7 protein-coding genes are annotated in these 24,027 nt (G+C 61.0%); 1 reads left to right on the top strand and 6 read right to left on the bottom strand.

The features are described 5' to 3' along the window. Positions 1–4: 4 nt before the first annotated feature. The gene (locus NTX59_00035; GenBank protein ID MCX5784060.1) at positions 5–745 is read right to left on the bottom strand and encodes a MotA/TolQ/ExbB proton channel family protein; all 741 of its coding nucleotides are present in this window, start codon (positions 743–745) and stop codon (positions 5–7) included. A 91-nt stretch (positions 746–836) separates the two neighbouring features. On the opposite strand from NTX59_00035, the gene NTX59_00030 reads away from it, so the two are divergent. After that, positions 837–1,112, top strand: a complete 276-nt coding sequence (locus NTX59_00030) for a hypothetical protein (GenBank protein MCX5784059.1) — start codon at positions 837–839, stop codon at positions 1,110–1,112. Here NTX59_00030 and NTX59_00025 read toward each other — a convergent pair. The 5 genes from NTX59_00025 to NTX59_00005 form a co-directional block, all read right to left on the bottom strand. Beyond that, positions 1,090–2,031 (bottom strand): HAMP domain-containing sensor histidine kinase, encoded by a 942-nt coding sequence (locus tag NTX59_00025; protein ID MCX5784058.1) that lies wholly within the window; start codon positions 2,029–2,031, stop codon positions 1,090–1,092. The two genes, NTX59_00030 and NTX59_00025, sit on opposite strands and share 23 nt — an antisense overlap. Before the next feature lie 3 nt (positions 2,032–2,034). Then, complete coding sequence (locus tag NTX59_00020; protein ID MCX5784057.1) at positions 2,035–3,762, bottom strand: PorV/PorQ family protein; 1,728 nt, start codon at positions 3,760–3,762, stop codon at positions 2,035–2,037. A gap of 1,303 nt (positions 3,763–5,065) precedes the next feature. Continuing rightward, positions 5,066–5,503, bottom strand: a complete 438-nt coding sequence (locus NTX59_00015) for a hypothetical protein (protein MCX5784056.1) — start codon at positions 5,501–5,503, stop codon at positions 5,066–5,068. A 79-nt stretch (positions 5,504–5,582) separates the two neighbouring features. Continuing rightward, positions 5,583–8,393, bottom strand: a complete 2,811-nt coding sequence (locus NTX59_00010; GenBank protein ID MCX5784055.1) for a hypothetical protein — start codon at positions 8,391–8,393, stop codon at positions 5,583–5,585. A 444-nt stretch (positions 8,394–8,837) separates the two neighbouring features. Then, complete coding sequence (locus NTX59_00005) at positions 8,838–23,867, bottom strand: IPT/TIG domain-containing protein (GenBank protein ID MCX5784054.1); 15,030 nt, start codon at positions 23,865–23,867, stop codon at positions 8,838–8,840. Positions 23,868–24,027: the final 160 nt, after the last annotated feature.

Below are 24,027 nucleotides of genomic sequence, written 5' to 3'. Positions count from 1 at the left end.
AACCTTACACTATATAAGACTGCAGCCTCCGCTCCACCACTATAGGTATGCTGCCTTTCATTATTTCCAGCACGCCGTCCAGGATCATGGACTTCAGCTTCACGTCCAGCCAGATCTTGGAGCGGATCTTGCCGGCTATCGGCACGCAGACCATATTAGCCATAAATATGCCGTAAAAAGCGGAGGTTATGGCCACACCCATGGCCGGGCCCACGTTCTCCGGGTTGGAAAGGTCGCGCAGCACTCCGATGATGCCTATCAGCGTGCCCATCAGGCCGAACATGGGCATCAGGATGCTCATGGTGCGGTAGACATTGGCCAATTCGTTGGTCTCGTCCGCCGCCTGGTTTATCTCCTGTTCCATGACCTGCTTGACGAAATTGTAGTCATTGTACTCCAGCGCGGCCATCGAAGCGCGGGTCAGAAAGCCGTTCGCTACGGTGGGGTCCGCGTTCTTAAGGGCGGACAGGCCTTTCATCCTGCACTGCTCCGCCAGGCCGGTTATAACGGGGATAACCTTATGTATGTCGGCTATATTATCGTAGAAAATAAGGGCTTTCAGTTCCGTGAAGGCCTTTATCAGGTATTTGAGCGGCGTATTGATCAGTATCGCCACCATACCTCCCCCCACCACTACGAAGACGGCGTGCATGTTCACCATGGACGAAGAAAGCTGGCCGGAAGCTACGCCCAGGATAAGCAGGATTACGAAAGCTCCCGCGCCGATAATAGTGCCAAGTTCCATTGTAGTCTCCCGTTGTAAAGTACAGTTCAATTATACAGAAGCGATGTTTCAGAAAGGTTATATCAATATTACATTATAAATGATTCTACCAATGATTCTACTGAAAAATCCTCTCCGGCTCAAAATCAACTTTGAAAAAGACCATCGCGGCAGCTTGACCGGCGGACAAAAACCGTTTGCGCGCGGCCCCGGAGAGAAATTTTTAAGCGATTTTCGTGCCATTTTTAAAACAGGAGGTTTTTCAGCGGAATCTATAACTATGGACATCGGCGCGGGTAAAAGCCGCTCATGCTACTGCGCCGCGGCGCCGCCCGCCCGCGAAAGCGCGCCGGATTTTGCGGTTCTTATACTCCGACGGGAACCTTAAACCAGAAAGTGGAGCCTTTTCCAAGGCCCGGGCTGGTGACGCCGATGTCGCCCTTGTGCGCCTTGACCACCTCCTGGGCTATGGCAAGGCCGAGGCCCCATCCCTGCTTGCGGAGCTTTTCGTCTTTCTGATATTTTGCCTGGTAGAATTTTTCAAAGATCCTCTTTGTCTCGCTCGGATGGATGCCGATACCCGAGTCTTTCACGTACGCGGCGAGATATCTCCCCTCCCTGCGCATGGTCAGTTCCACCCTCTTACCGGCGGGCGTGAACTTTATGGCATTGTTGAGCAGATTCATCAGGACCTGCGAGAGCCTGAATTTGTCGCCGTTCACCCGGCAGTCGGCGGGCAGCTCGCCGACACTGAGTTCCACGCCTTTTTTCTGCGCGTTTATGGAAACACCCGGCAGAATATCCCTGGCTATATCGGCGTAGTCGAAGACCGCCTTTTCCATCTTCAGCTTGCCCGCCTCTATTATGGCCAGGTCGGTAAGGTCGGCAATCAGGCGGCCCATCTGATCGCTGGACAAAACGATATTCTTAAGGTACTGCTCCTCTTTTTCCCCCACGCCCCTCTTGAGCAGCAGTTCGGTGAAGCCCCTGATGGAACCCAGCGGGGTCCTGACTTCGTGCACGACCATGGACAGGAACTTGGATTTCATGTCGTTAAGGCGGCTCAGCTCCTGGTTGGAAAACACCAGTTTTGACGAGAGGACTTCCAGCTCGCGGTTGCGCTGGAAGATCTGGCTCTGCGCCATGGCGATCTGCGCCATGTACTGCTGAATGATCATGTTGGAAACATACTGGCGCTGGTTCAGCGAGCCGGACTGCACGAAACCGGAAACCTGCGACACCACCAGGAAAGCCGCCCCGAGCAGCAGGAGGATCATCGGAATGAAGACTATAGCGAGAAACTCCATAAATTACTTCCACCCCTGTGATTCCATGAACTGCCTGACCACGTTGTCGCCGGGATTCAGCCTGAGCGCTTTCACGTAGGCCTTCTTCGTCTTTTCCTTATCGCCCATCATGAAGTACGCGGAACCCAGCCTGGTCCAGGCCATGGTATTGGTGTCGTCCAGGAGAACCGCTTCTTCGCACTCCCTTACCGCCACGGTGAACTCCCTTATGTAGAAAGCGGAGGCCGCTTTCCGGAGCTTTTCCTTGACAAGGGCGGTCTTAGGCAGTATCTCATCGCGCCTTATGTTGTCATGGGTCAGCTGGCTCATCACGTTCAGCAGTTTTTCGAACACGGCATCGCCGCTGATGTTGGAGCCCCAGGCCGCGTGAGCCAGCAGGAACGCTTTGCGGTCGTTGCCGTTCACGTATGCCATGACGGTCTCGTGGCCGGCATCGGCCTGCTCGTTGTTCTTCGCAAAAACCTCTTCGAGGCCGGGGGTGTCCTTTAACTGCAGGTCTTTTATTATCTCCGACAGGCGGCCCGCTTTCTCGCCCCACTCGCCGGTTTTCAGGCCGGGCTCCAGGTTGAAGGCTTTGTTCAAGTTGGCTTCGGCGGACACGTACCGGCGCTTATCGAGGTCTTTTTTGGCCAGTTCTATGAAGTCGTTGGCGAACACCTGGAGCTTCTCGATCTTATCTTTCGTGGTTATCAGCCTTGCGTTTTCAACGCGCTGTGTTTTCCCGGCCAGCGGTGAGCGCGCGGTCGTAGCCCCGAACTTCATGGTCATGCCGAATTTATGCATGGCGCCCAAGTCCCCGAAAGGCGACATCGAGTAATCCAGGTCCACGAATGAAAACTTGAAGCCGAAGCCGAACCGGACCCCGGAGCCGATGGTCTGGCCGGTCCTGTAGCCGGCCCGGAACGACAGCAGTTGGAACGCCTCGTATTCGGCGCCCAGGTTGATGGTATATTTATCGTAATTGGAGAAGGTGTTGTCCATGCTCAATATAAGGCTTGAATCGCCCTTGGGATGAGAGAGCCAGGAAGAGCCCAGCGTGACGGACAACGGCAGCGGGGATGAGAGCTTGTCAAATTTGAGGCCGGGGCCGAGGTTCCGGACCGTGAACGCGAACCTGACCTCCTGGGCCGGGACTTTCCGCATCCAGTATTTGGCGGGCCTTAAATAATATATCGCGCCAAGGTCCATAGCGAAGGTGGCGGCGGAAACGCTGTCCAGCGTCTCGCTCACGCTCTTGAGGGTGGCTCCGAGGTTGAGAACCGGGCGCTCTATCTCGTCCTTCATCAGCGTGCGGCCGTAAGAGGCGGCTATCGCCATGTCGGACGACTGGATGTTCTTTGTCTTGAAACCCGCCGCGTCATAGCCCTGGAAAGGGGCCACGGTCAGCCGGGTTATGCTGAGGTCCAGCGTGGAGCCGTAGCTCAGCGGGTAAGCCACGGAAACATATTGGTGCGCGACGTCCGAAAAAGAGGCGTCGTAGGTGGCCACGAATTCGCGCTGCTCTACGCTCGCCAGGCCCGCCGGATTCCAGTACGCGGCGTAGGCGTCCTCGGTCACCGAGGTGTAGGATTCCCCCATCGCGCTGGCGCGGGGGCTGGGCGTGAAATTCAGGAAAGAAGCGGCGGTGGTGCCGGGACTGCCGGCATTGACGGAAACGCAAAAAAAACCTGCCGCGCAAATGATTTGCGCTGCGAGTATTTCTATCAGTCTTACGAGGTTTTCGCGTTTCATAGATATCTTATATCTATAGTCTACGAGGTAAATGCCCCCCAATCCCGAAGAAATACCGAAGTTATTAGTAAATTATTATTACATGCGCTTACCCGTCAAAGCGGGTGCTTTAACCACAAAAACGCCCTTGAATACGCGCATTTTCGGGGTTGGGGGACGGTATAACCAGGGAAGCGCTGAAAAATGGCCGGTTTAGCGCAAAAGTGCCCCGGGAATTACGGTGAGAGCATACTTAAGCGCTTGAAAGCAGAGGGCTTTCGGCGATCCGGCATTACCTGGCGGCTGCCGGCGGTCCGGAGGATAGAGCTGAAGAACTGGCCGTTTGATGGCCATAGGTCGTCTGAAAGCCATAGGCTCTGAAACGACACCTGCGCAAGCATTGGCCCGAATACGGCACTGGCTTGTGCATAGGGGACGTTGCTTAAACGCTTAAATGTTCACTTTTCGCTGTTTCACGACCCTGCTTGGCAAGCCGGGGCGCGGCGCCGGATCTTGTTCCCGGTTCTCTAATCAACCGCGTTCCGCCGGCCCGCCCCTTTTGTCTTCCGCAAATAACAGTGTAAAGCCCTTCCCCGGACAATGCGCAACTGCCTGCCGGCCCATGATTTCCTGACTTCCGCAATGAGGCACTCTGACACCCGCGTATCTTGCTGGAACGGGCGCCGGCGCTTTCCCCGCGCGCTCCGGGACCGGGTTTTAAAGAAGAATCCTGAAGTCTTCCCTTTTTTACAACAAGTTTTCCCCTTGAATAAATGGAGCGGGTGCCGCCGGAGCCGGGCTAGCGGGGCCTTCGTGAACCTGAGGCTTGCGTAAGCGCCGAAGGTGAGACCCGGCTTTAGAGCGAAGCATAATTATGCTTCGCGTCCGGGTCGCAAGGGCGGAGGCGGTTCTCTACGCAGCAGAACCGCCGAGCCGGGGCCGCGCAAAACCGCTATGCGGTTTATGCGTGGCAGGATGGGAAGCCGGCCACGGTGTGGACGGCTGTCCCCGCGTTCCGGTCCGGCGGCAGGCCCAGCCCTTTTGGCCCAGGAACCATGGCTAATCACCTCCACCTTGTATAAATTGACTGTTGCCGCGAAGCCAAAAGAGCTGGGCAGGCCCCGCGAACCCGTAAGGCCGGCTGCCGGACAAAAAACATTCCTCCCTCTTACCCGTGAGGCACCCGGATTTCAAGAGAGTTGCCAATGAAGAGACGGTGATTTTTAGGGGGCCTGCGGAAGTCCGGAACCGCCTGCCGGCCCGTGATCCCGGCAAGCGGATACTCCATCAACATTTAAGTATTTAAGCAACGTCCCCTATGAGGTCAGAAATGATAATAGAACCCGAGATTTATCACATACTCAACGCAATTAATGCCCGTATTGCCCGAGCTCAGCGAGATAAAGGTCGGGGCAAAATCCATAAGCAAAGAAAGGTTTTTGGCCGCGAAATATTCACCGCCGACGAATAACGCGGTTTCACGCCCGGTCCCTTTCATGTTCCGCGTGTCAAATGTAATATAGCCGCCTTCCAGTCCTATAAAGCTCTTCAGCGTGTCCGACTGATGAAAATTCCAGTAGCCCCGGCCGGTATAAGCCCGCACCCCCAGGCCGGTGATATATCTTCCCTCGGCCGAAAAAACCTTAAAATCGTATTTCAGGGAAATATAGGGACAGCCCAGGCCGAGGCTGAGATCTCCGGCATAGGAAAACTCCGCGAAAAATGATAAAAACAGGAAGATCAACAACTTATACCTTTGCATACCGCGTTTGTCCTTAATCCGCCTGCGCTGTCGTATCTCCGCTAAATTTCAGCCGCCGGGAACGGTTGGCCGGCTGCCGTCAATAATGCACTTGTGTCGGCGTGTCGCTGTCGTTCATATCTCCAAGACCTAATTGCCCGAAATTATTAAAGCCCCAGGCCCAGAGCGTCCCGTCTGTCTTTATTGCCAGCGTGTGAGACCCGCCGCCGGAAACGGAAGCCCAGTCGGTATCGGTTCCCACCTTCGTAGGGACGGTCTGCTGCGTTGTATCCCCGGAACCTAATTGCCCGTGATTGTTATAGCCCCAGGCCCATAAGGTCCCGTCCGCTTTTATTGCCAGTGTGTGAGACCCGCCGCCGGAAACGGAAACCCAGTCGGTGGAAGCTCCCACCTGTACAGGGTGTTCATTTGATGGAACTATATCTGTATTTCCAAGACCTAATTGCCCATGGTTATTATATCCCCAGGCCCAAAGCGTACCATCTGTTTTTATTGCCAGTGAGTGATAATCGCCGCCGGAAACAGACCACCAGTCGAAGTCAGCTCCCACCTGCTTAATGGTGGATTGGTCGGTTAAAGAGTCAATGCCTAATTGCCCAGTGCTATTAGCTCCCCAGGCCCAGAGTGTTCCGCTTTGTGTTACCGCCAGCGTGTGAAACTCGCCGCAGGCAACGGAGACCCAGGACTTGCCAAGCCCCACCGGCGTAGGTTGATTTGGCTGGTCTGCGATATTCCCATTCCCTAATTGCCCATAGCTATTGCCTCCCCAGGACTTGAGGAAGCCGCCCGTTCTTACTGCCAGCGAGTGATACGCGCCCCCGGAAACGGAAGACCACCAGCCGTCAGTTCCCACCTGTGTGGGGGTGGGCGTTGATATTGCGTTTCCAATACCTAATTGCCCGGCATCATTTAATCCCCAGACCCAGAGCGTCCCGTTTGTTTTTATCGCCAGCGTATGATTATCGCCGCCGGAAATGGAAGCCCAGTCATTGTCAGTTCCCACCTGTGTGGGGGTGGGCGTTGATGTTGTATGTCCAAGGCCCAATTGCCCCAGATCATTGCGCCCCCAGGCCCAGAGCGTCCCGTCCGTTTTTATCGCCAGCGTGTGCTCCCTGCCGGCGTAAACAGAAGCCCAGTGAGTGAAAGAAACCACTATGATCATGCTTGACTGGACGGACCCGCCATTACCGTCGGAAACAGTGCAGGCGACTGAAAAAGTGCCGCTGGAAGCCGGCGCGGTCCATGTAACCTGATAGCCGGAGCCGGCCAGCGTGCCGGAGGCCGCGCTCCAGACGTAAGTCAGCGCGTCGCCGTCCGGATCGGCCGCGGCGCAGGTGACCGTTGTGAATGTTCCGGTGGAAATGCTTGGGGGACTTGCGGTCAATGAAGTAATTACCGGCGCATGGTTCGCGGAGAAAACCGCCACATTTGTGCTGGACTGGACGGACCCGCCCTGGCCGTCCGACACAGTGCAGGCGATCGAATAAGTGCCGCTGGAAGCCGGCGCGGTCCAGGTAACCTGGTAGCCGGAGCCGGCCAGCGTGCCGGAGGCCGCGCTCCATACATAGCTCAGCGGCGTGTCGCCATCGGGGTCGGTCGCGTTACAGGTAAGTGTTGCGGCTGTCCCGGTGGAAATACTCGGGGAACTTGCGGTTAATGAAGTTATTACCGGCGCATGGTTCGTGGAGAAAACCACCACATTTGTACTGGACTGGACGGACCCGCCTTTGCCGTCCGACACAGCGCAGGCAATGGGATAAGTGCCGCCGTGTGCCGGCGCGGTCCATGTAATTTGGTAGCCGGAACCGGCCAGCGTGCCGGAGGCCGCGCTCCAGGCGTAGGTCAGCGCGTCGCCGTCCGGGTCGGACGCGGCGCAGGTGATCGTTGCGGCTGTTCCGGTGGAAATGCTCGTGGGACTTGCGGTCAATGAAATAATTACCGGCGCATGGTTCACAGCGGAAACCACTATATTTGTGCTTGACTGGACGGACCCGCCATTACCGTCGGAAACCGCGCAGGAGATCGAATAAGCGGCGCTGGAAAGCGGCGCGGTCCATGAAATCTGCGGACCTATGCCTGATATTGTGCCGGAGGCCGCGTCCCAGACGTAAGTCAGCGCGTCTCCGTCCGGGTCGGCCGCGTTACAGGTGATCGTTGTGATCATCCCGGTGGAAATACTTGGGGGGTTTACGGTAAATGAAGAGATCACCGGCGCATAGTTCCCGGCAGAAACCGCCACATTTACGCCTGACTGGGCGGACCCGCCCTGGCCGTCCGACACGGCGCAGGCGATCGAATAAGTGCCGCTCGAAACCGAGGTCCAGGTAACCTGCGGGCCGGTGCCGGCTAGCGTGCCGGAGGCCGCGCTCCAGGCGTAGGTCAGCGCATTGCCGTCCGCGTCGGAGGCGGCGCAGGTTATTGTTGTAACCCCGCCGGTGGAAATACCCGGGGGATTTGCGGTCAATGAAGTAATTACCGGCGCGCGGTTTATGGTAAAAACCGCCACATGCGCGCTTGACCGGACAAAACCGCCCTTGCCGTCGGAAACCGTGCAGGAAACGGCGTATGTGCCCGAAGACAGGGGCGCGGTCCATGTAACCTGCGGGCCTGCGCCGGAAATAGTCCCGGTTGCGGCCGACCAGCTGTAAGTCAGCGCGTCGCCGTTCGCGTTGGAGGCGAGGCAGGTTAGAGTTGTGAACGTGCCGGTGGAAATACTCGCGGGATTTGCGGTCAGCGAAATAATTACCGTCGCGCTGTTCTTCTTGCTCTGAAGTTTGCTTACGGCATTTTTAACGGCGGAAGGCAGGCCGAAGCTTATTCTGGCTTCGGCAACGCCCGGGATGAGCAGCGCGGCGGCCAGTAATGCCCGGTAAACCAGTTGTCGTGTCATATTAGCCGGAAAGTTTCAGTTGAAACTTTCCCTTCGCGGAGCTCAGGTGCGCTTCGCGCGGCATACGCCCTCGCTGACCTGGCGCACATAGCGCTTGGTCAGCGACCCGCTGCTGCGGGGAATCCTGCGTTTTTTTGTTCACCTGATTTGTCAATGGCCGTCTGATGGACACCGTACTTTTGTAGACGACCCTTTCCCAACTGCTTAAGGGACACCGCATGGCGGTTTCCCCTCCTACGCAAGTATTGGAAACCATGTTGAACTGCAGGATTCGGGTTAGGGGACGTTGCTTAAACGCTTAAATGCTCCCGCGCCGCTTTTTCCGCCGTTCCATCCCCCGCGCGATCACATGAGATAAACGCCCCTCAATATCTATTCCGGCATTGTCCCGGCACAGCGCAATCATGAAACATTTAAGTATTTAAGCAACGTCCCATATGCCCCTTATTTCACAAAGAAGCGGCTGTTCCAGAGGGTGTTGCACACGCCTGAGCCGTAGGTGCCGCTGCAGTAACTCCCGAGACAATCGGCGGAGGACGCTGGATTGGCGACGCGGCAGATCTGGGAATAATTGCAGCTGGCGGCGCCGCATGCGGCCCTGTCTATGCCCATATAAGGCCGCGCTGCGCCCTGCCAGGTTGTGCCGCAGTCAATGCATGAGCCGAACCCGGCCATCATATTGTCCTGGCTTACGTTGTAAGACATCGGGCTAAGACGGATCAGGTCGGCTTCCCCGCTGGAGCTTGGATTGACGTCGGCATACAGGCAGCCTCCCTGCCTGATAATGTCGTCCTGGCTGCTTGTTGAGCCTACGCTAGAGGCATTCGGAGCTCCCGTCTCGCAGGCGTCCGTGCCATGCACCGCCACGATGCCTGTTGTAAAGAAGGAGCCGAAGGTCCTGTGGGAGGTCATCGGCCAGCTCCGCCAGCCCAGGATCGAACCGGCGGCCCCCGTATTGGCCGATTCTATCATCAGGTAATCGGCGGCCAGGCCATAAGCGGCCGGGCTCTTGTAATCGCTGGCGAAGCTATTGTCAAAGTTGCGGTACTCGGCCTGCGTGGTCCAGAAATTCTGGGCGTTGTAGCCGACACTGTTCCCGTCGGCCGGGGCGATATTGGCCACCAAGGTCCAGCCGCCTCCGTTCGTGGTCATATCGCAATACGCGCGGAAGGGAGTCGCGGCCGGCTGGATCCAATACACTCCATCGGAATTATTGCCGGCCGTTTTCAGAGCGGCGCACGAGGCAAGCGGCGTGGTTACGGTAAACCCTCCGCTGAGCGTGCTTGTCAGGCCGCCTTGATTTGTGACCACCACATCCTTGGCGCCAAGCGTCAGGACCGGCATAATAACGACAAGCTGGCCGCTGTTGACGGTAGTTACCTGCGTTGCCGCGACCCCTCCGAAAGTTACAGTGGCGGGCGCTGAAAAACCGGACCCATTGAGAGTGATCAAATAACCGCCAATCGTGGGGCCTGTGTTGGGACTTACACTTCCCAAAGAGGGAGTGGAGGTCCAGTAGGAGGGGTCCTTTGAATAGCGAACCACTACGATGCCGGAGCCGCCCGCGCCGCCAGGGTTATTGGAGTTGTAATGCGAACCGCCGCCGCCGCCGCCGCCGGTATTCGCGGCGCCTGCGCCGCCGGGCTGGTTACATTGGGCAACTATATACCCGCCGCCGCCGTCGGCGCCTTGGTTTAACCCGCCCGTGCCGCCGCTGGTCGCGCAGGTAGCGCCGCCGCCGCCGCCGCCGAAACCGCCATTGCCGCCGCAGACGGTGTAGCCGCCGCCGCCGCCGCCGCCGCCCCAATAATAAGCGGTTCCCAAGATCATATTACGAACTCCGGGGCCGCCGGGACCGGGGCTGGTTGAACCAACGCCGCCGGCGCCGCCGCCGCCGCTGGGATAATAACAGCCGCCGTTAGGCCCGCCGGCATAGCCCTGCCCGGCGGTGCCCGCGCCCGGACCGGGATTAGTGCAACTGGCGGAACCGCCGCCGGAGCCGCCGGCTGCGGCTGGATTAGTGGCGGTGCTGTATTCCGAACCGCCGCCGCCGCCGCCTATCGCCGTAGTCACTCCGAGGAACAGGGAATTACCGCCGCTGGTTCCTCTTACCTGGTTTACCCCGGCTGGAGCGCCGGCGCCGCCCGCGCCCACATTCACGGAATATGCTCCCGCGGAAACAGCGTAGGAGGGGTTATATACCACGCCTCCGGCGCCGCCGCCGCCGCCCATGTCGGAGCCGCCGCCGCCGCCGCCGGCGACCACAAGGACTTCAACATTGCCGCCGCCGAGGACGTTCAAGGATGAAGCGCCGCTGTAAAATGTGTGAATGTGGTACGGGCCCCAGTCGGATTCCGTGCCGCCCGTGGCGGAAACCATGTTATACGCGGTAAATCCTCCGGTAAGCGTGCTTGACTGGCCGCCCGGATTGGTAACAACCACATCCTTGGCTCCGCCCGAACCCAGATTAGGAAGAAGAACAGTTATCTGGCCGCTGTTAACGGTGGTTTCCTGTTGTACCGCGACTCCTCCGATACTTACAGTGGCGGGCGCGGCAAAACCGGACCCCGTGAGGGTCAGCATATATCCGCCCGCCGGATTGCCGAAAGTGGGACTTATACTTCCTAAAGAGGGAGCGGAGTTCCAATAGGAGGGATCTTTTGAATAGCGGACTATTACGATGCCGGAGCCTCCGGCGCCGCCGGAGACCACATTCCAGTCGCCGCCGCCGCCGCCGCCGCCCGTATTTGCCGTCGCGGCAGGCCCGTTCGCTCCAGAACCCCTTGCGCCATTCGCGCCGCCTCCGGCGCTCGCAAATCCTTGTGATGTAGCGTAACCATAGTAGCCGTTCCCCCCGCCGCCGCTGGCATAGTAAGTGAGAGTCCCGGTGATATCATTTGGACGTCCCGGCCCGCCATTTCCGCCTTTAACCTGCGAGACCGAATTTTCTCCCGGGCCGCCCGCGCCGCCGCCGCCGCCACCCACATAGTACGCCGGACTCCCTTCGCCGGAGCCGCCGGCATAGCCCTGTCCGGCAGTTCCCGCGCCGCCGGGCCGCCGTGTCGGAGCCGTATCCGAATCGCCGGCGCCGCCGCCGCTTCCGCCACTGTTTCCTGGAGCGTAAGTATCATTATACACGCCGCCGCCGCCCCCGCCTATAGAAGTTATGCTTGAGAAAATAGAATTGCCGCCATTCGAACCGCGGTTCATACTGTAAGGCGATGTAGCTGGGCCGCCCGCGCCGCCGCCGCCCACTGTGACCGCGTACGCGGTATTAGTGATAGGGAAACTTGTCACGGCGCTGTATCCGCCGGCGCCGCCGCCGCCGGCAAGCTGTCCGCCGCCGCCGCCGCCGCCGGCGATCACAAGGGCGTCAACATTGCCGCCGGTTGCAACGCTCAATGTGCCGCTGCCGGTAAAGGTGTGGATGTGGTACAGCCCCCAGTCAGATTCCGTGCCGCCTGTCGCATACATCGTTGCGGCAAATCCTTTAGTAAGCGTGCTGGACAGGCCTCCCGGGTTCGTAACCACTACATCTTTCATACCGCCCGCGGCCAGAGGCGGAACCACGGCGGTGATCTGGCCGCTGTTGACGGTAGTGGCCTCCAGTGTCGTCCCTCCGATAGTTACAGCGGCGGGCGTGGCAAAATTAGATCCTGAGAGAGTGACCGTATATTGGCCTTTCCCGGGACCATAGGTGGGGCTTATACTTGATAAAGTGGGCTGGGCGCTCCATAAGGAGGGGTCATTTGAGTAGCGGACTATCACTATGCCGGCGCCGCCCGCGCCTGAGCCGCGGCTCCAGCCGCCATTGGCCGCCCAGTAGGAACCACCGCCGCCGCCGCCGCCGGTATTTATAACTGCGTTAGGATAACCGCTCCCCAGTGTTGTTCCGTTAATCTGATTGGTGTAAACATTGTAATTATACTGCGAAGTGGTGCCTTCGCCCCGGCCGCCGCCGTGATAGCCGTCTCCGGCGCGCTCAGTGGAATTGCCGGCGCCGCCGCCGCCGCCGGCATAATATTGCAGCGCACCGGAGAGAGCGCTCGGGAATCCGTACCCCCCGTTTCCGCTCGGAGCGCAGTTGCCGCAGACATTACCGCTGATTCCCGCGGCACCCGCGCCGCCGCCGCCGCCGCCGGTCCAGGTATAGCCGGCAGCCCCGCCGGCATTGGCAAAGCCGCCCGGCTGGTTGGCGCCGCCGCCGCCATAATTATTGGTAGCGCCGCCGCCGCTGCCTCCGGTCAGACCCGCGCCGGTGCCTGTGCTGCCGCCGCCGCCGCCGCCAAGGGCCGTGAGCGAGCTGAAAACGGAATTCCCTCCATTATTGCCCCGGGCATTGGTGGAATTGGCTATCCAATTGCCGCCATACCCGACCGTAACAGCATATGCCTGTGCGGTAACGGGGAAGGCATTGTTTACTATCACGCCGCCGCCGCCGCCGCCGCCGTTGGCATTGGTAGTACTGTAATTTCCACCGCTGCCGCCGCCGGCGACAACAAGGACGTCCACATTGCCGCTGCCTACCACCGTAAATGTGTCGCTCTGGTTAAATTTGTGAATGTGGTATCCTCCCGAATTATATTCCATGCCGCCTGTCCCGTAAACCATGTTATATACATTAAGCCCTCCGGTAAGCGTGCTTATCTGGCCGCCCGGATTTATAACCACCACATCCTTAACGCCGGCTGCCTGGGGAGGAACAATAGCGGTGATCTGGCCGCTATTAACGGTAGTCACCTGTTTCGCCGCGACCCCTCCGATAGTTACGGTAGCGCCTACGGCAAAGTTGGAACCTGAGAGAGTGACAGGGTCCCCGCCTCTTGGAGAATCTACGGCGGGGCTTACACTGGTTAAAGAGGGGGTGGCGGCCCATAAAGAGGCATCGGTCGGGTAGCGGATGACTACGATGCCTGAGGTTCCGTTAGCGGCGACCCCGCCCGCATTGCCGGCGCTGCCTCTAAGCGAATTCGCCGAATCGCCCGGAGTTGTTGCGTACGCGGCTGTTAAATTCGCGGCATTGACATAACTCGGGTTGTAGTATGCCGAGCCGCCGCCGCCGCCGGCCATAGTGTTGGGCTCGCTATACCCTCCCCCCGAACCTCCCCAGTAGCCGCCGCCGCCGCCGCCGCCGTAGCTGTTGGATTTGGTCACTCCGCCCTGAAGCGCTCCCTGGCCGCCCGCATTGGTGATGCCGTCGCAGCTCGCGTCAGCCGCCGCGGATTGAGTGCCGGGATTGCCTCCGTAGGCTGTTTTACCGTCATACATTGAAAACCCTCTTTGTCCGCTGGTACCGCCGCCGCCGCCGCCGCCGTTTCCGGCTTCCGCGCGGCTATTGCCGCCGCCGCCGCCGCCGCCCGCGATCAGATAAGCGTTACCCTGGGCAACGGACGTCACGAATAATCCCGAATAACCGCCGCCCCCGCCGGTGTAGCTGTTGCCGCTGCCATTGCCTGTAGCCGTTCCCCCGCCTCCGATAGCTCCTAATCCGGCGGCGCTATTAACCACGCCGGGGCCGCCCACTACGACAGGATAGACCGTGCCGTTAGCTACGGTTACTGTGCCGTTGGCCGCTCCTCCGGCGCCGCCCGGAGAACCGGAAACCCAGCCGGCGGAACCTCCCGCGCCGCCGCCGCCCCAGGCAAATACCTGGACAGTGCCGCCGCTGACGACCGTAAAATTGTCTTTGGTGTTGTAGGTGTGATAGTGATATCCTCCCGAATCGGACTCCGTGCCGCCCAGCGCATAAACCATATTGAACGCGGTAAATCCTCCGGTAAGCGTGCTTGAACCGTCGCTCGGATTTGTGACCACTATATTCTTGGCGCCGGCTGAACCCAGGTCCGGAACAAAAACGGTTATCTGGCCGCTGTTGACGGTAACCGCGTTCGCCGCGATCCCTCCGATGGTTACGGTGGCGCCTGCGGCGAAATTAGATCCCGTGAGAGTGATCGTATATCTGCCCGACGTCCTGCCGGCGGCGGGGCTCACGCCTGTTAAAGAGGGAGTGGCGGCCCATAAGGAGGCGTCTGTCGCGTAGCGGATGACTACAACGCCGGGGTTGCCGTTATTGCCGTTACCTGTATATGGGCCGCCGTTGCCATATGAACCTCTGAGCGGATTTGCAGAATCACCCGGCGTCGCTCCCACAGCCTGGGTTAATATCGCGCCGGTAACATAACCCGGGTTATAGTAGCCCGAGCCGCCGCCGCCGCCGCACATATTGTGAGGAACGCAATTGTAATAACCGCCCGCTGAGCCGCCCCAATAGCCGCCGCCGCCGCCGCCGGCGTAGCTATAGGACCAGGTTACGCCGCCGGAAAGAGCCCCGGCCGCGAGGCCTGTACCGTTGCTGTAGAAACAAGAGCCCGAAGTGACAGACGCTCCCGCCGCCGACTGAGTTCCGGGATTTCCCGGTAACCCCGGGGATGGAATGTATGGGCAATATCCGGCCTGCCCGGTGGTCCCGCCGCCTCCTCCTCCGCTATTTCCCGTGCCATACGTGCCAAGTGGACCGTCAGCGTCGCTGGAGCTGCCGCCGCCGCCGCCGCCGGCGATCAGAATAGAGTTACCCTGTGCGATGGACGTAAGGAATATTCCCGAATAACCTCCGCCGCCGCCGCTGTACTGATTATCGGCGTTACCATTTGACGAGTACCCCCCGCCTCCGACCCCGAGCACGTTAGTATAATTCCAATAGCTGTTGATCATGCCGAACCTGCCCGCGACGACGGGATAGAGCGTATTATTGGCTACGGTCACTATGCCGCTGGCCGCGCCGCCGCCGCCGCCGTAAGAGCCATAATTCCAGCCGCCGATACGGCCTCCGGCGCCGCCTGCGCCCCAGACAAATACCTGTACAGGGCCGCCGGTGTCGACAATAAAGTCGTCGATCAGGCCGTAGGTGCCGGTAAAGGTGTGGTAGTGGTAGCCTCCCGAATCGGATTCCGCGCCGCCTATCGCGGAAACCGTTGCGGTAAATCCTCCGGCCTTTGTGCTTGACCCGCCGCCCGGGTTCGTGACTACCACGTTCTTAGGGCCGATTGAAGTCTGAACCGGGACAACAGCGGTGATCTGGGTGCTATTGACGAAAGTCGCGGCCGCCGTTATTCCTCCGACAGTTACAACGGCGGGGTTGGCAAAATTGGACCCCGTGAGAGTAATCACGGTTCTGGCTCTTCCGGAAACGGGGCTTACACTTGTCAAAGAGGGAGTGGCGGTCCATAAGGAGCTGTCGGTCGAGTAGCGGACGATCACGATACCGGAACCGCCGGCGGCTCCGGCGCCGTTGCCGCCGCCGCCCCCGCCGCCCGTATTAGCGGTTCCGGGATAACTGGTGCCGCCCCTGGCGCCGCCGCCCAGGCCGCCAGCGCCATAATATGAATTGCCGTCGCTCGAGCTGCCGCCGCCGCCGGCGTAATATGTCCAGGCTCCGCTGATATCGTATTGCAACCCGTTCCCGCCATAGCCGGAAGTGGTTGAGCCGGCGCTCCAGTTAAGCACTCCGGTGTCGCCCGGGCTGACTCCAACTCCGCCCGGATGGCCGGCCCCGCCGCCGCCGCCTGAACCGCTATATTCATTCTGGCCGCCCTGGTTTCCGCCGCCCCCGCCGCCCGGATAGCCCTGGCCGCTGTAGGGCGCGGCTCCGCCGCTGCTAAAGCCCATATTGCTGGTGGCTCCGCCGCCGGAGCCGCCGGCTGCGCCGGCCTGGCCGGCCCAGCCGCCGCCGGCGCCGCCGCCGTACGCGGTTATGCTTGCAAGCACGGAGTTGCCGCCGTTCGAGGCTGTGTTGGAGCCGCCCGCGACGCCGCCGCCGACCGTCACCGTATAGGCCTGGTTGGTAAGAGTGGTTACAGGGCTGTATACCAGCCCGCCGCCGCCGCCGCCGCCCACATCGCCGCCGCCGCCGCCGCCGCCGGCGACCACAAGTACGTCAAACTTGCCGCCGGTGGGGACCGTAAGCACGTCGGTGCCGAGGAATGTGTGAATGCGGTATGTTCCCGAAGTAGATTCCGCGCCGCCTGACGCGGAAGGCGTCGCGGTAAACGCCTGGCTAAGCGTGCTGGACAGGCCGCCCGGATTTGTAATTACCACATCCAAAAAGCCGGCCGCGGTCAGAGGCCGGACAATAGCGCGGATCTGTGTGCTGTTAACAGTGGTTGCGGCCGTCTGTACCCCCCCGATAGTTACAATAGCGCCTATAGCAAAATTAGACCCTGTGAGAGTGACCGGATATCCCCCTCTTCCTGAGCCCGAGGCGGGACTTATGTTTGTTAAAGCGGGCTGGGCGTTCCATAAGGTGGGATCGGTCGGGTAGCGGACTATAACGATGCCGGAGCCGCCCGCGCCGCCATAGTTATTGGAGTTGTAATGCGAGCCGCCGCCGCCGCCGCCGCCGGTGTTGGCGCCTGCGGCGCCGCCGGGCGTGTTAGTCTGGGAATTTATAACTCCGCCGCCGCCGGCCGCCCCGTTGTTATAACCCGCGCCGCCGGTGGTGGCGCAGACAGCGCCGCCGCCGCCGCCGCCGATGCCGCCGCTGCCGCCGCAGTCGGAATAGCCGCCCCCGCCGCCGCCGCCGCCCCAATAATAATCGGGCCCTAAGATCGGGTTCAGAACTCCGGGGCCGCCGGGGTAGGGAATTCTCTGGCCGGGCCCGTTCGCGCCGCCGCCGCCGCCGGCATACCACGCGTAAATTCCCCAGCCGCCGTCATAGCCCTGCCCGTAAGTCCCGGTGCCCCGGTTACCGCCATAGCTCGAACTCGGCAGCTGCGCGCCGGCGGAAGCTCCGCCGCCGGAACCGCCGTTGCCGGCCGGATGAGTGGTAACGGAGTATTCCGAACCGCCGCCGCCGCCGCCTATCGCCGTCGCCAATCCGGGGAATGAAGAATTGCCGCCGTTAGAGCCGGCCGCCTGACTGACGCCGGCGGGAGCGCCGGCGCCGCCGCCGCCGATAATTATGGTATTGGCTCCCACGGAAGCATTATAAGAAGGGCTATATACCACCCCGCCGCCGCCGCCGCCGCCGCCCATATCCGAGCCGCCGCCGCCGCCGCCGGCCACCACAAGGACTTCAATAGTGCCGCCGGCCAGGACGTTAAAGGTGTCGTTGACGAGGAATTTGTGGATGTGGTATCCTCCCGAATCGGATTCCGTGCCGCCTGTCGCGGAAACCAGGTTCGCCACGATGAACTGTCCGGCCAGCGTGCTTGACTGGCCGCCCTGGTTAGTAACTACTATATCCTTGGTGCCTATCGGCAGAGCCGGACCGATAGCGGTGATCTGGGTGCTGTTAATAGTGGTTATCTGCGTCGCCGATACCCCTCCGATAGTTACACCGACAGGGCAGGAAAAACCGGATCCGGTGAGAGTAAGCGAATATCCGCCTACCGCCTTGCCGAAGCCGGGAGTCACACCCGTTAAATTGGGAGCGGCGCCCCAGTTGGTGGGATCCTTTGAGTAGCGAATGATGACAACGCCGATGGCGCCGGCGCCTGAGCCGCTGCCCCAGCCGCCATTGGAGGCCCAGTAGGAACCGCCGCCGCCGCCGCCGCCGGTATTTGCGATCGCGGTGGGGGTACCGCTTCCTCCTGTTGTCGCATTAACCTGAACAGGGTAAGAGTTGTAGTTATAGAATGAAGTGGTGCCCTCTCCCCGGCCGCCGCCGTGATAGCCGTCTCCGGCGCGCTCGGAGGAATTGCCGCTGCCGCCGCCGCCGCCGGCATAATATTGTTTTGAACCGGATATTGCGGTCGCATAGCCGGTTCCGCCATTTCCGCTCGGACTGCAGTTGCCGCAGACATTACCGGCAACTCCGGCGCCGCCGGCGCCGCCGCCGCCGCCGCCGGTCCACGTATAATTGCTGGCCCCGCCGGCATTGGCATAGCCGCCCGGCTGGCTGGCTCCGCCGCCCGGGTTGCTATTCCCGGCATAGCCGTTGACATAGGCTCCGCCTCCGCCGCTGCCGCCGGTCAGGCCCGGCCCGCCGCTGGAACCTGAACCGCCGCCGCCGCCGCCGCCGATGGCCGTGAGCGTGCTGAACACGGAATTTGAACCATTGTTGCCCCGGGCGTTGGTCGCGTTGGCAATTGCAAGGCCGCCAACCCCGACCAGAACATTATATGGCTGCGCGGTAACGGTTACCGCCCCGTTTTCAACCACGCAACCGCCGCCGCCGCCGCCGTTGGCGTTGGTAGTGCTGTGGTTTCCCCCGCTGCCGCCGCCGGCGACCACAAGGGCTTCAACAGTGCCGCCGCTGAGGACGTTAAAGGTGGCGGCGCTGTTAAATGTGTGAATGTGGTAGAGTCCCCAATCAGATTCCACGCCGCCTTGCGCGACAACCATGGTATACGCGGTAAATGCCCCGCTAAGAGTGCTGGACTGGCCGCCCAGATTTGTAACTACCACATCCTTGGCGCCGGCTGAACCCAGATTCGGCATAACAACAATTATCTGGCCGCTATTGACGGTAGTTTCCACTATTACCGGGACCCCTCCGATAGTTACACTGGCGGGCGCGGAAAAATTGGACCCTGTGAGAGTCATAGTATTTCCGCCTATTGTACTGCCTTTGACGGGGCTTACGCTTGTCAAAGAGGGAGCGGCGTCCCAGTTGGCGAAATTATTTGAGTAGCGGACAACTACGATGCCGGAGCCGCCCGCGCCGCCGGTCGTGGTCTGCCACAAACTTCCGCCGCCGCCCCCGCCCGTATTGGTTCCGCCGACGCCGGCCGGATTGCCGCCGGTACCGCCTGAATTTAAAGCGCTTCCTCCGCCCGCGCCATTGTAACCGGCGCCATCCTGGGCGCCGCCGCCGCCGCCGCCGCCCAACCCGCCATAGCCGGCGTATCCCGGGCTGTAAGTTCCGCCGCCGCCGCCGCCCGCCCAATAGTAATTGGTACCCAGAATGTCGCTTGTGATACCTATACCTCCCGAACCTCCTCCATAAAGGCTGGTGTTCAGGGCGGAATTATCGTCGACGTTAGGAGCGGGGCCGCCCGCGCCGCCGCCGCCGCCGCCTCTGCAGGGACTCCCGGTTCTTGGGATGATTTGACTGGCTCCCTGATTGCCGTAAATAGTTCCAGGATTGCCGCCTAAATTATTTCCGGAGCTTGCGCCGCCCACAGGCATCTGCGAGTCGGTCGATGAACAGCCCCCGCCGCTCCCGCCCGCGACCCCGTTAGTTCCAGCGTGGGGCCCGCCGCCGGCGCCGCCGCCCGCGGCGGTAGCGCCGAATATTGTGCTGGCCCCGCCGTTTGAGCCGGTACCGTTCACGCCGCCCGCGCCCCCCCCGCCGACTACTACGGCATAACCCGCCTGTGTAACTGTCGCGGTCATTTTAAGAACGCCGCCGCCGCCCCCGCCCCCGCCAAGGCCGCCCGCGCCGCCGCCGCCGCCGCCGACCACAAGGGCTTCAACAGGGCCGCCGCTGAGGACGCTCAAGGTGCCGCCGCCGGTGAATTTCTGGATGTGGTACAGTCCCGAATCGGACTCCGTGCCGCCTGTCGCGTAAGCCATTGCGGCGAATCCTTTAACACGCGTGCTGGACAGGCCGCCCGGGTTTGTAACTACTACGTCTTCCATACCGCCCGCGGGCAGAACCGGAACAATGACACTGATATGCTGGGAGTCAATGGTAGTCGCCTCCACTGTCACCCCCCCGATAGTCACGGCGGCGGGTGTGGCGAAATTAGACCCCGTGAGAGTGATAGGATATTGGCCTCTTCCGGTGCCATAGCTGGGACTTATGCTTGTTAAAGTGGGTTGAGCGTTCCATAAGGTGGGATCGGTAGAGTAGCGGACTACGACATAGCCGGAACCGCCCGCGCCTGAGCCGGTACTCCAGCCGCCATTGCTCGCCCAGTAGGAACCACCGCCGCCGCCGCCGCCGCTATTAACGATGGCGGTGGGGGTACCGCTGCCTTTTGTCGTTGCGTTAATTCCGACGGTATAAACATTGTAATTATACTGCGAAGTGGTGCCTTCGCCCCGGCCGCCGCCGTGATAGCCGTCTCCAGCGCGCTCGGAGGAATTGCCGCTGCCACCGCCGCCGCCGGCATAATATTGCAGCGCACCCGATAGTATGCTTGGATAGCCGGCTCCCCCGTTTCCGCTCGGACTGGCGTTGGGATTAAAATTACCGCTGATCCCCGGGGAACCGGCGCCGCCGCCGCCGGCGCCGGTCCAGGTATAGCCGGCAGATCCGCCGGCATTGGCAAAGCCGCCTGGCTGGCTGGCGCCGCCGCCGGAATTGTTATAGGCGGCGCCGCCGCCGCTGCCGCCGGCCAGGCCCGAACCTGCGCCTGTGCCGCCGCCGCCGCCGCCGCCAATGGCCGTGAGCGAGCTGAAAATGGAATTTCCGCCATTGTAGCCCTGGTGGTTGGTTGAGGCGGCAACTGCAACACCACCAAGCCCGACCGTAACACTATATGTCTGCGGGGTAACGGCGAATGTCGGCTTGGAAATCATGCCGCCGCCTCCTCCTCCTCCGTTGGCATTAGTAGTGGTATAATTCCCTCCGCTGCCCCCGCCGGCGACCAAAAGGGTGTCGACATTGCCGCCGGTGAAGACTGTCATCGGGTCGGTGTAGTAAAATGTGTGATAATGGTAGTCTGCCGAATCGGATTCCGTGCCGCCTGCCGCATAAACCGTAGCGGTAAGGGCCCCGGTAAGGGTGCTTGACTGGCCGCCCGGGTTCGTGACCACTATATTATAAACTCCGGTCGAGGCCAGGAACGGAATAATAGCGGTAATATGGCCGCTGTCCACGGTAGTTGCCTGCGCTGAAAGCCCTCCGATAGTTACAGCGGCGGGGGTGGCAAAATTAGACCCTGTGAGAGTAACCGCAGACCCGCCTCTTCCATAGACGGGACTTACGCTTGTTACAGAAGGAGCGGCATCCCATAAGGATGGATTTGTCGGGTAGCGGATGATCACGATGCCGGAACCGCCATTACCGCCACTGACTACATTCCAGTCGCCGCCGCCGCCGCCGCCGCCCGTATTTGCGGTAGCATTGCCCCCGTTCCCGTTCCTGCCGCCATTACCGCCGCCGCCGGGGCTTGCGACTCCCGCTATTGTGGAATAACCATAGTAGGCGTTCCCGCCGCCGCAGCTGGCATAGTAAGCGGGCGTTCCGGAGATAGTGGATTGCAGTCCCGCCCCGCCATTCCCGCCGCGGACGAAGCTGGCCCCGCTTACTCCCGGACCGCCCGCGCCGCCGCCGCCGCCGCCCACATAGTACGCCGTACCCCCTTCGCCGGAGCCGCCTTGATATCCCTGGCCGGCGGTGCCCGAACCGCCTGCCCGGCGTTGCGGGGCCGTATCCGAATCGCCGCCGCCGCCGCCGCTGCCGCCATTTTTTCCTACGGCGTAAGTATTATCATACACGCCGCCGCCGCCGCCGCCTATAGAAGTTATGGTCGCGAAAACAGAATTGCCGCCGTTCGTACCTTGGTTCATATTGTAAGGCGCCGTAGCGGGGCCGCCGGCGCCGCCGGCGCCAACCGAGAGGCTGTACGCGGCATTGACAACCGCAAAATCCGCCACATAATTATATCCGCCGGCGCCGCCGCCGCCGGCAAGCTGCCCGCCGCCTCCTCCGCCGCCGGCAACGACAAGTACTTCAACGCTGCCGCCGGTGGCCACGGTAAACGCGCTGGTGCCGACGGCGGTAAATGTATGGATATGGTATCCTCCGACATTAGATTCCGTGCCGCCTGTCGCGGACATCATGTAGGTGAAAGCTATTGCCTTCATGCCGTAGCTTTGGTCGGGGAGATTTAATACCGTCACAGTTCTGGCGCCGCCGGTGGCGCTTGCGGGCGTGGTCGCGGTAATTTGCGTGGCCGTGAGCGTGTTAACGACCGCCTCGACAGTTCCGACATATACTTTCCCGCCGGCAACAAAGCCGGTGCCCGTGATAGTAATGACCGTCCCCTGCGGTCCGTAAGCGGGGCTCACGGTCGTGATCGCGGGGACTGTGAGGTTGGCGACTATCGGGTAGCGGATGATCACCATGCCGGAGCCGCCGTTGCCGCCGGGCTGCGCGGCTTCACTGGCGTTGGTCAAGGAACCGCCGCCGCCTCCGCCGGTATTAGCGGCGCCATTAGTTCCAAGCCCGGTAGCCACCCCTTTCCCGTCTCCCCCGCCGCCCCAGCCGCCGGCGCCCCTGGCGGTACTGCCGGACCCGCCGCCGCCGCCGCCATAATAAGCGGGTGTTCCGGAAATAAGATACGGACTCCCTATTCCGCCGTAGCCGCCTGTAATATCGCTCCTGGAATAGCCGCCTGTCTGGCCGGCGCCGCCGCCGCCGCCGCCCGCGCTTGGGGTTCCGCTGTCATAACCATTATCGTTCCCGCCGCCAAAACCCTGTCCCGAAGTACCGGCGGCGCCATCCAGACTTTGTCCGTTTTCCCCGGCCCCGCCGCCTGAGCCGCCGACGGTGGGAGCGATGGTCCAGGTTCCGCCATAACCGCCGCCTTTCGCCGTCAAAATAGAAAAGACAGAATCTCCGCCGTTATTGCCGGCGGCAAAACCGCTGACGCCGATTCCGCCCGCGCCGACCGTAACGGCGATGCTGCCCTGCGATACGGAAACTGCGGAGTTATAAACGACTCCTCCCGCGCCGCCGCCGCCGCCGCCGATGCTTGTGCCGTTAGAACCGCCGCCCGAACCTCCTCCGGCGACCACAAGGACCTCTACCTTGCCGTCGCAGACGACGTTGAACGTGCCGCTGGCGGTAAATTTGTGAATACGGTACGAACCGACGACCTCCCCGCCCGGCACGCTGCCGCCTGTCGCGAACACGCCGCCGACACAATTCCAACCGCTGTTATAATAATACTCCAGGTTCCCTATTTCGCTGTTAAACCGCAGCATGCCGTTCACGGCGGGGACAGGACGCTGCGCTATGGTGCCGAACGGGATTTTGAGGGCGTCGGTGCCGTTGATGTCCAGTTTGGCGGCGGGATTCGTAGTCCCGATGCCGACTCTGCCCGACGGCAGCCAGGTAGTAAGGGGAGCCAATGAGCTGCCGCCGGTGCTCAGCATGACGGCGGCGGGAGCATAAGACATGCCGCCTGTATAAGTTACGCCGTCGTTCGCGAACACAACAGGCGCCCATGCGAAATTGTCGCCCGCTCTGCCGACGGCGTGAAAAGCCTGGCCGCCGGTCGCGTGCGCGGAAATGCCGCCGTTCACATCTAGGGTCGTCGCAGGGCCCGCCGTGCCGATGCCGACTCTGCCCGAGGAGTCAATTGCAAATTCACTTCCCCCGCCTGCGCGGTCAACGCGATAGAAGCCGCTGTTGTCCGTATAAGTATTCCATGTCTGGGCGCCGGTGTTGTTCTTGACGGTAAAACCGCTGTTTCCCGTCCCGGTTACGGCGATGAAAGCGCTCCCCGCGGAATAGACATCAAGTTTGTTGCCGGGCCCCGTAGTCCCGATGCCTATATTGCCGATTGAATTGACACTCAATACCCTTGTAACCGCCGCGTTGGTCCCGGCTGCGGCGGTGATAAGGTTAAGGTTAGTGTCATTGCTCTCGATGCCGAAAGTCGGAGCGTTAGTGGAAGTAAGCTTGGGAGTTCCTGTGACGGAACTTGACCCCAGATGGCCGTTAAGGAATATGAACTGA

This window comes from Elusimicrobiota bacterium, assembly GCA_026388155.1.
In the GTDB taxonomy this organism is placed as follows: Bacteria; Elusimicrobiota; Elusimicrobia; order Elusimicrobiales; family UBA9959; genus UBA9634.
The sequence above is the reverse complement of the archived record's forward strand: the minus strand, read 5'-3'. Positions and strand labels throughout refer to the sequence as shown.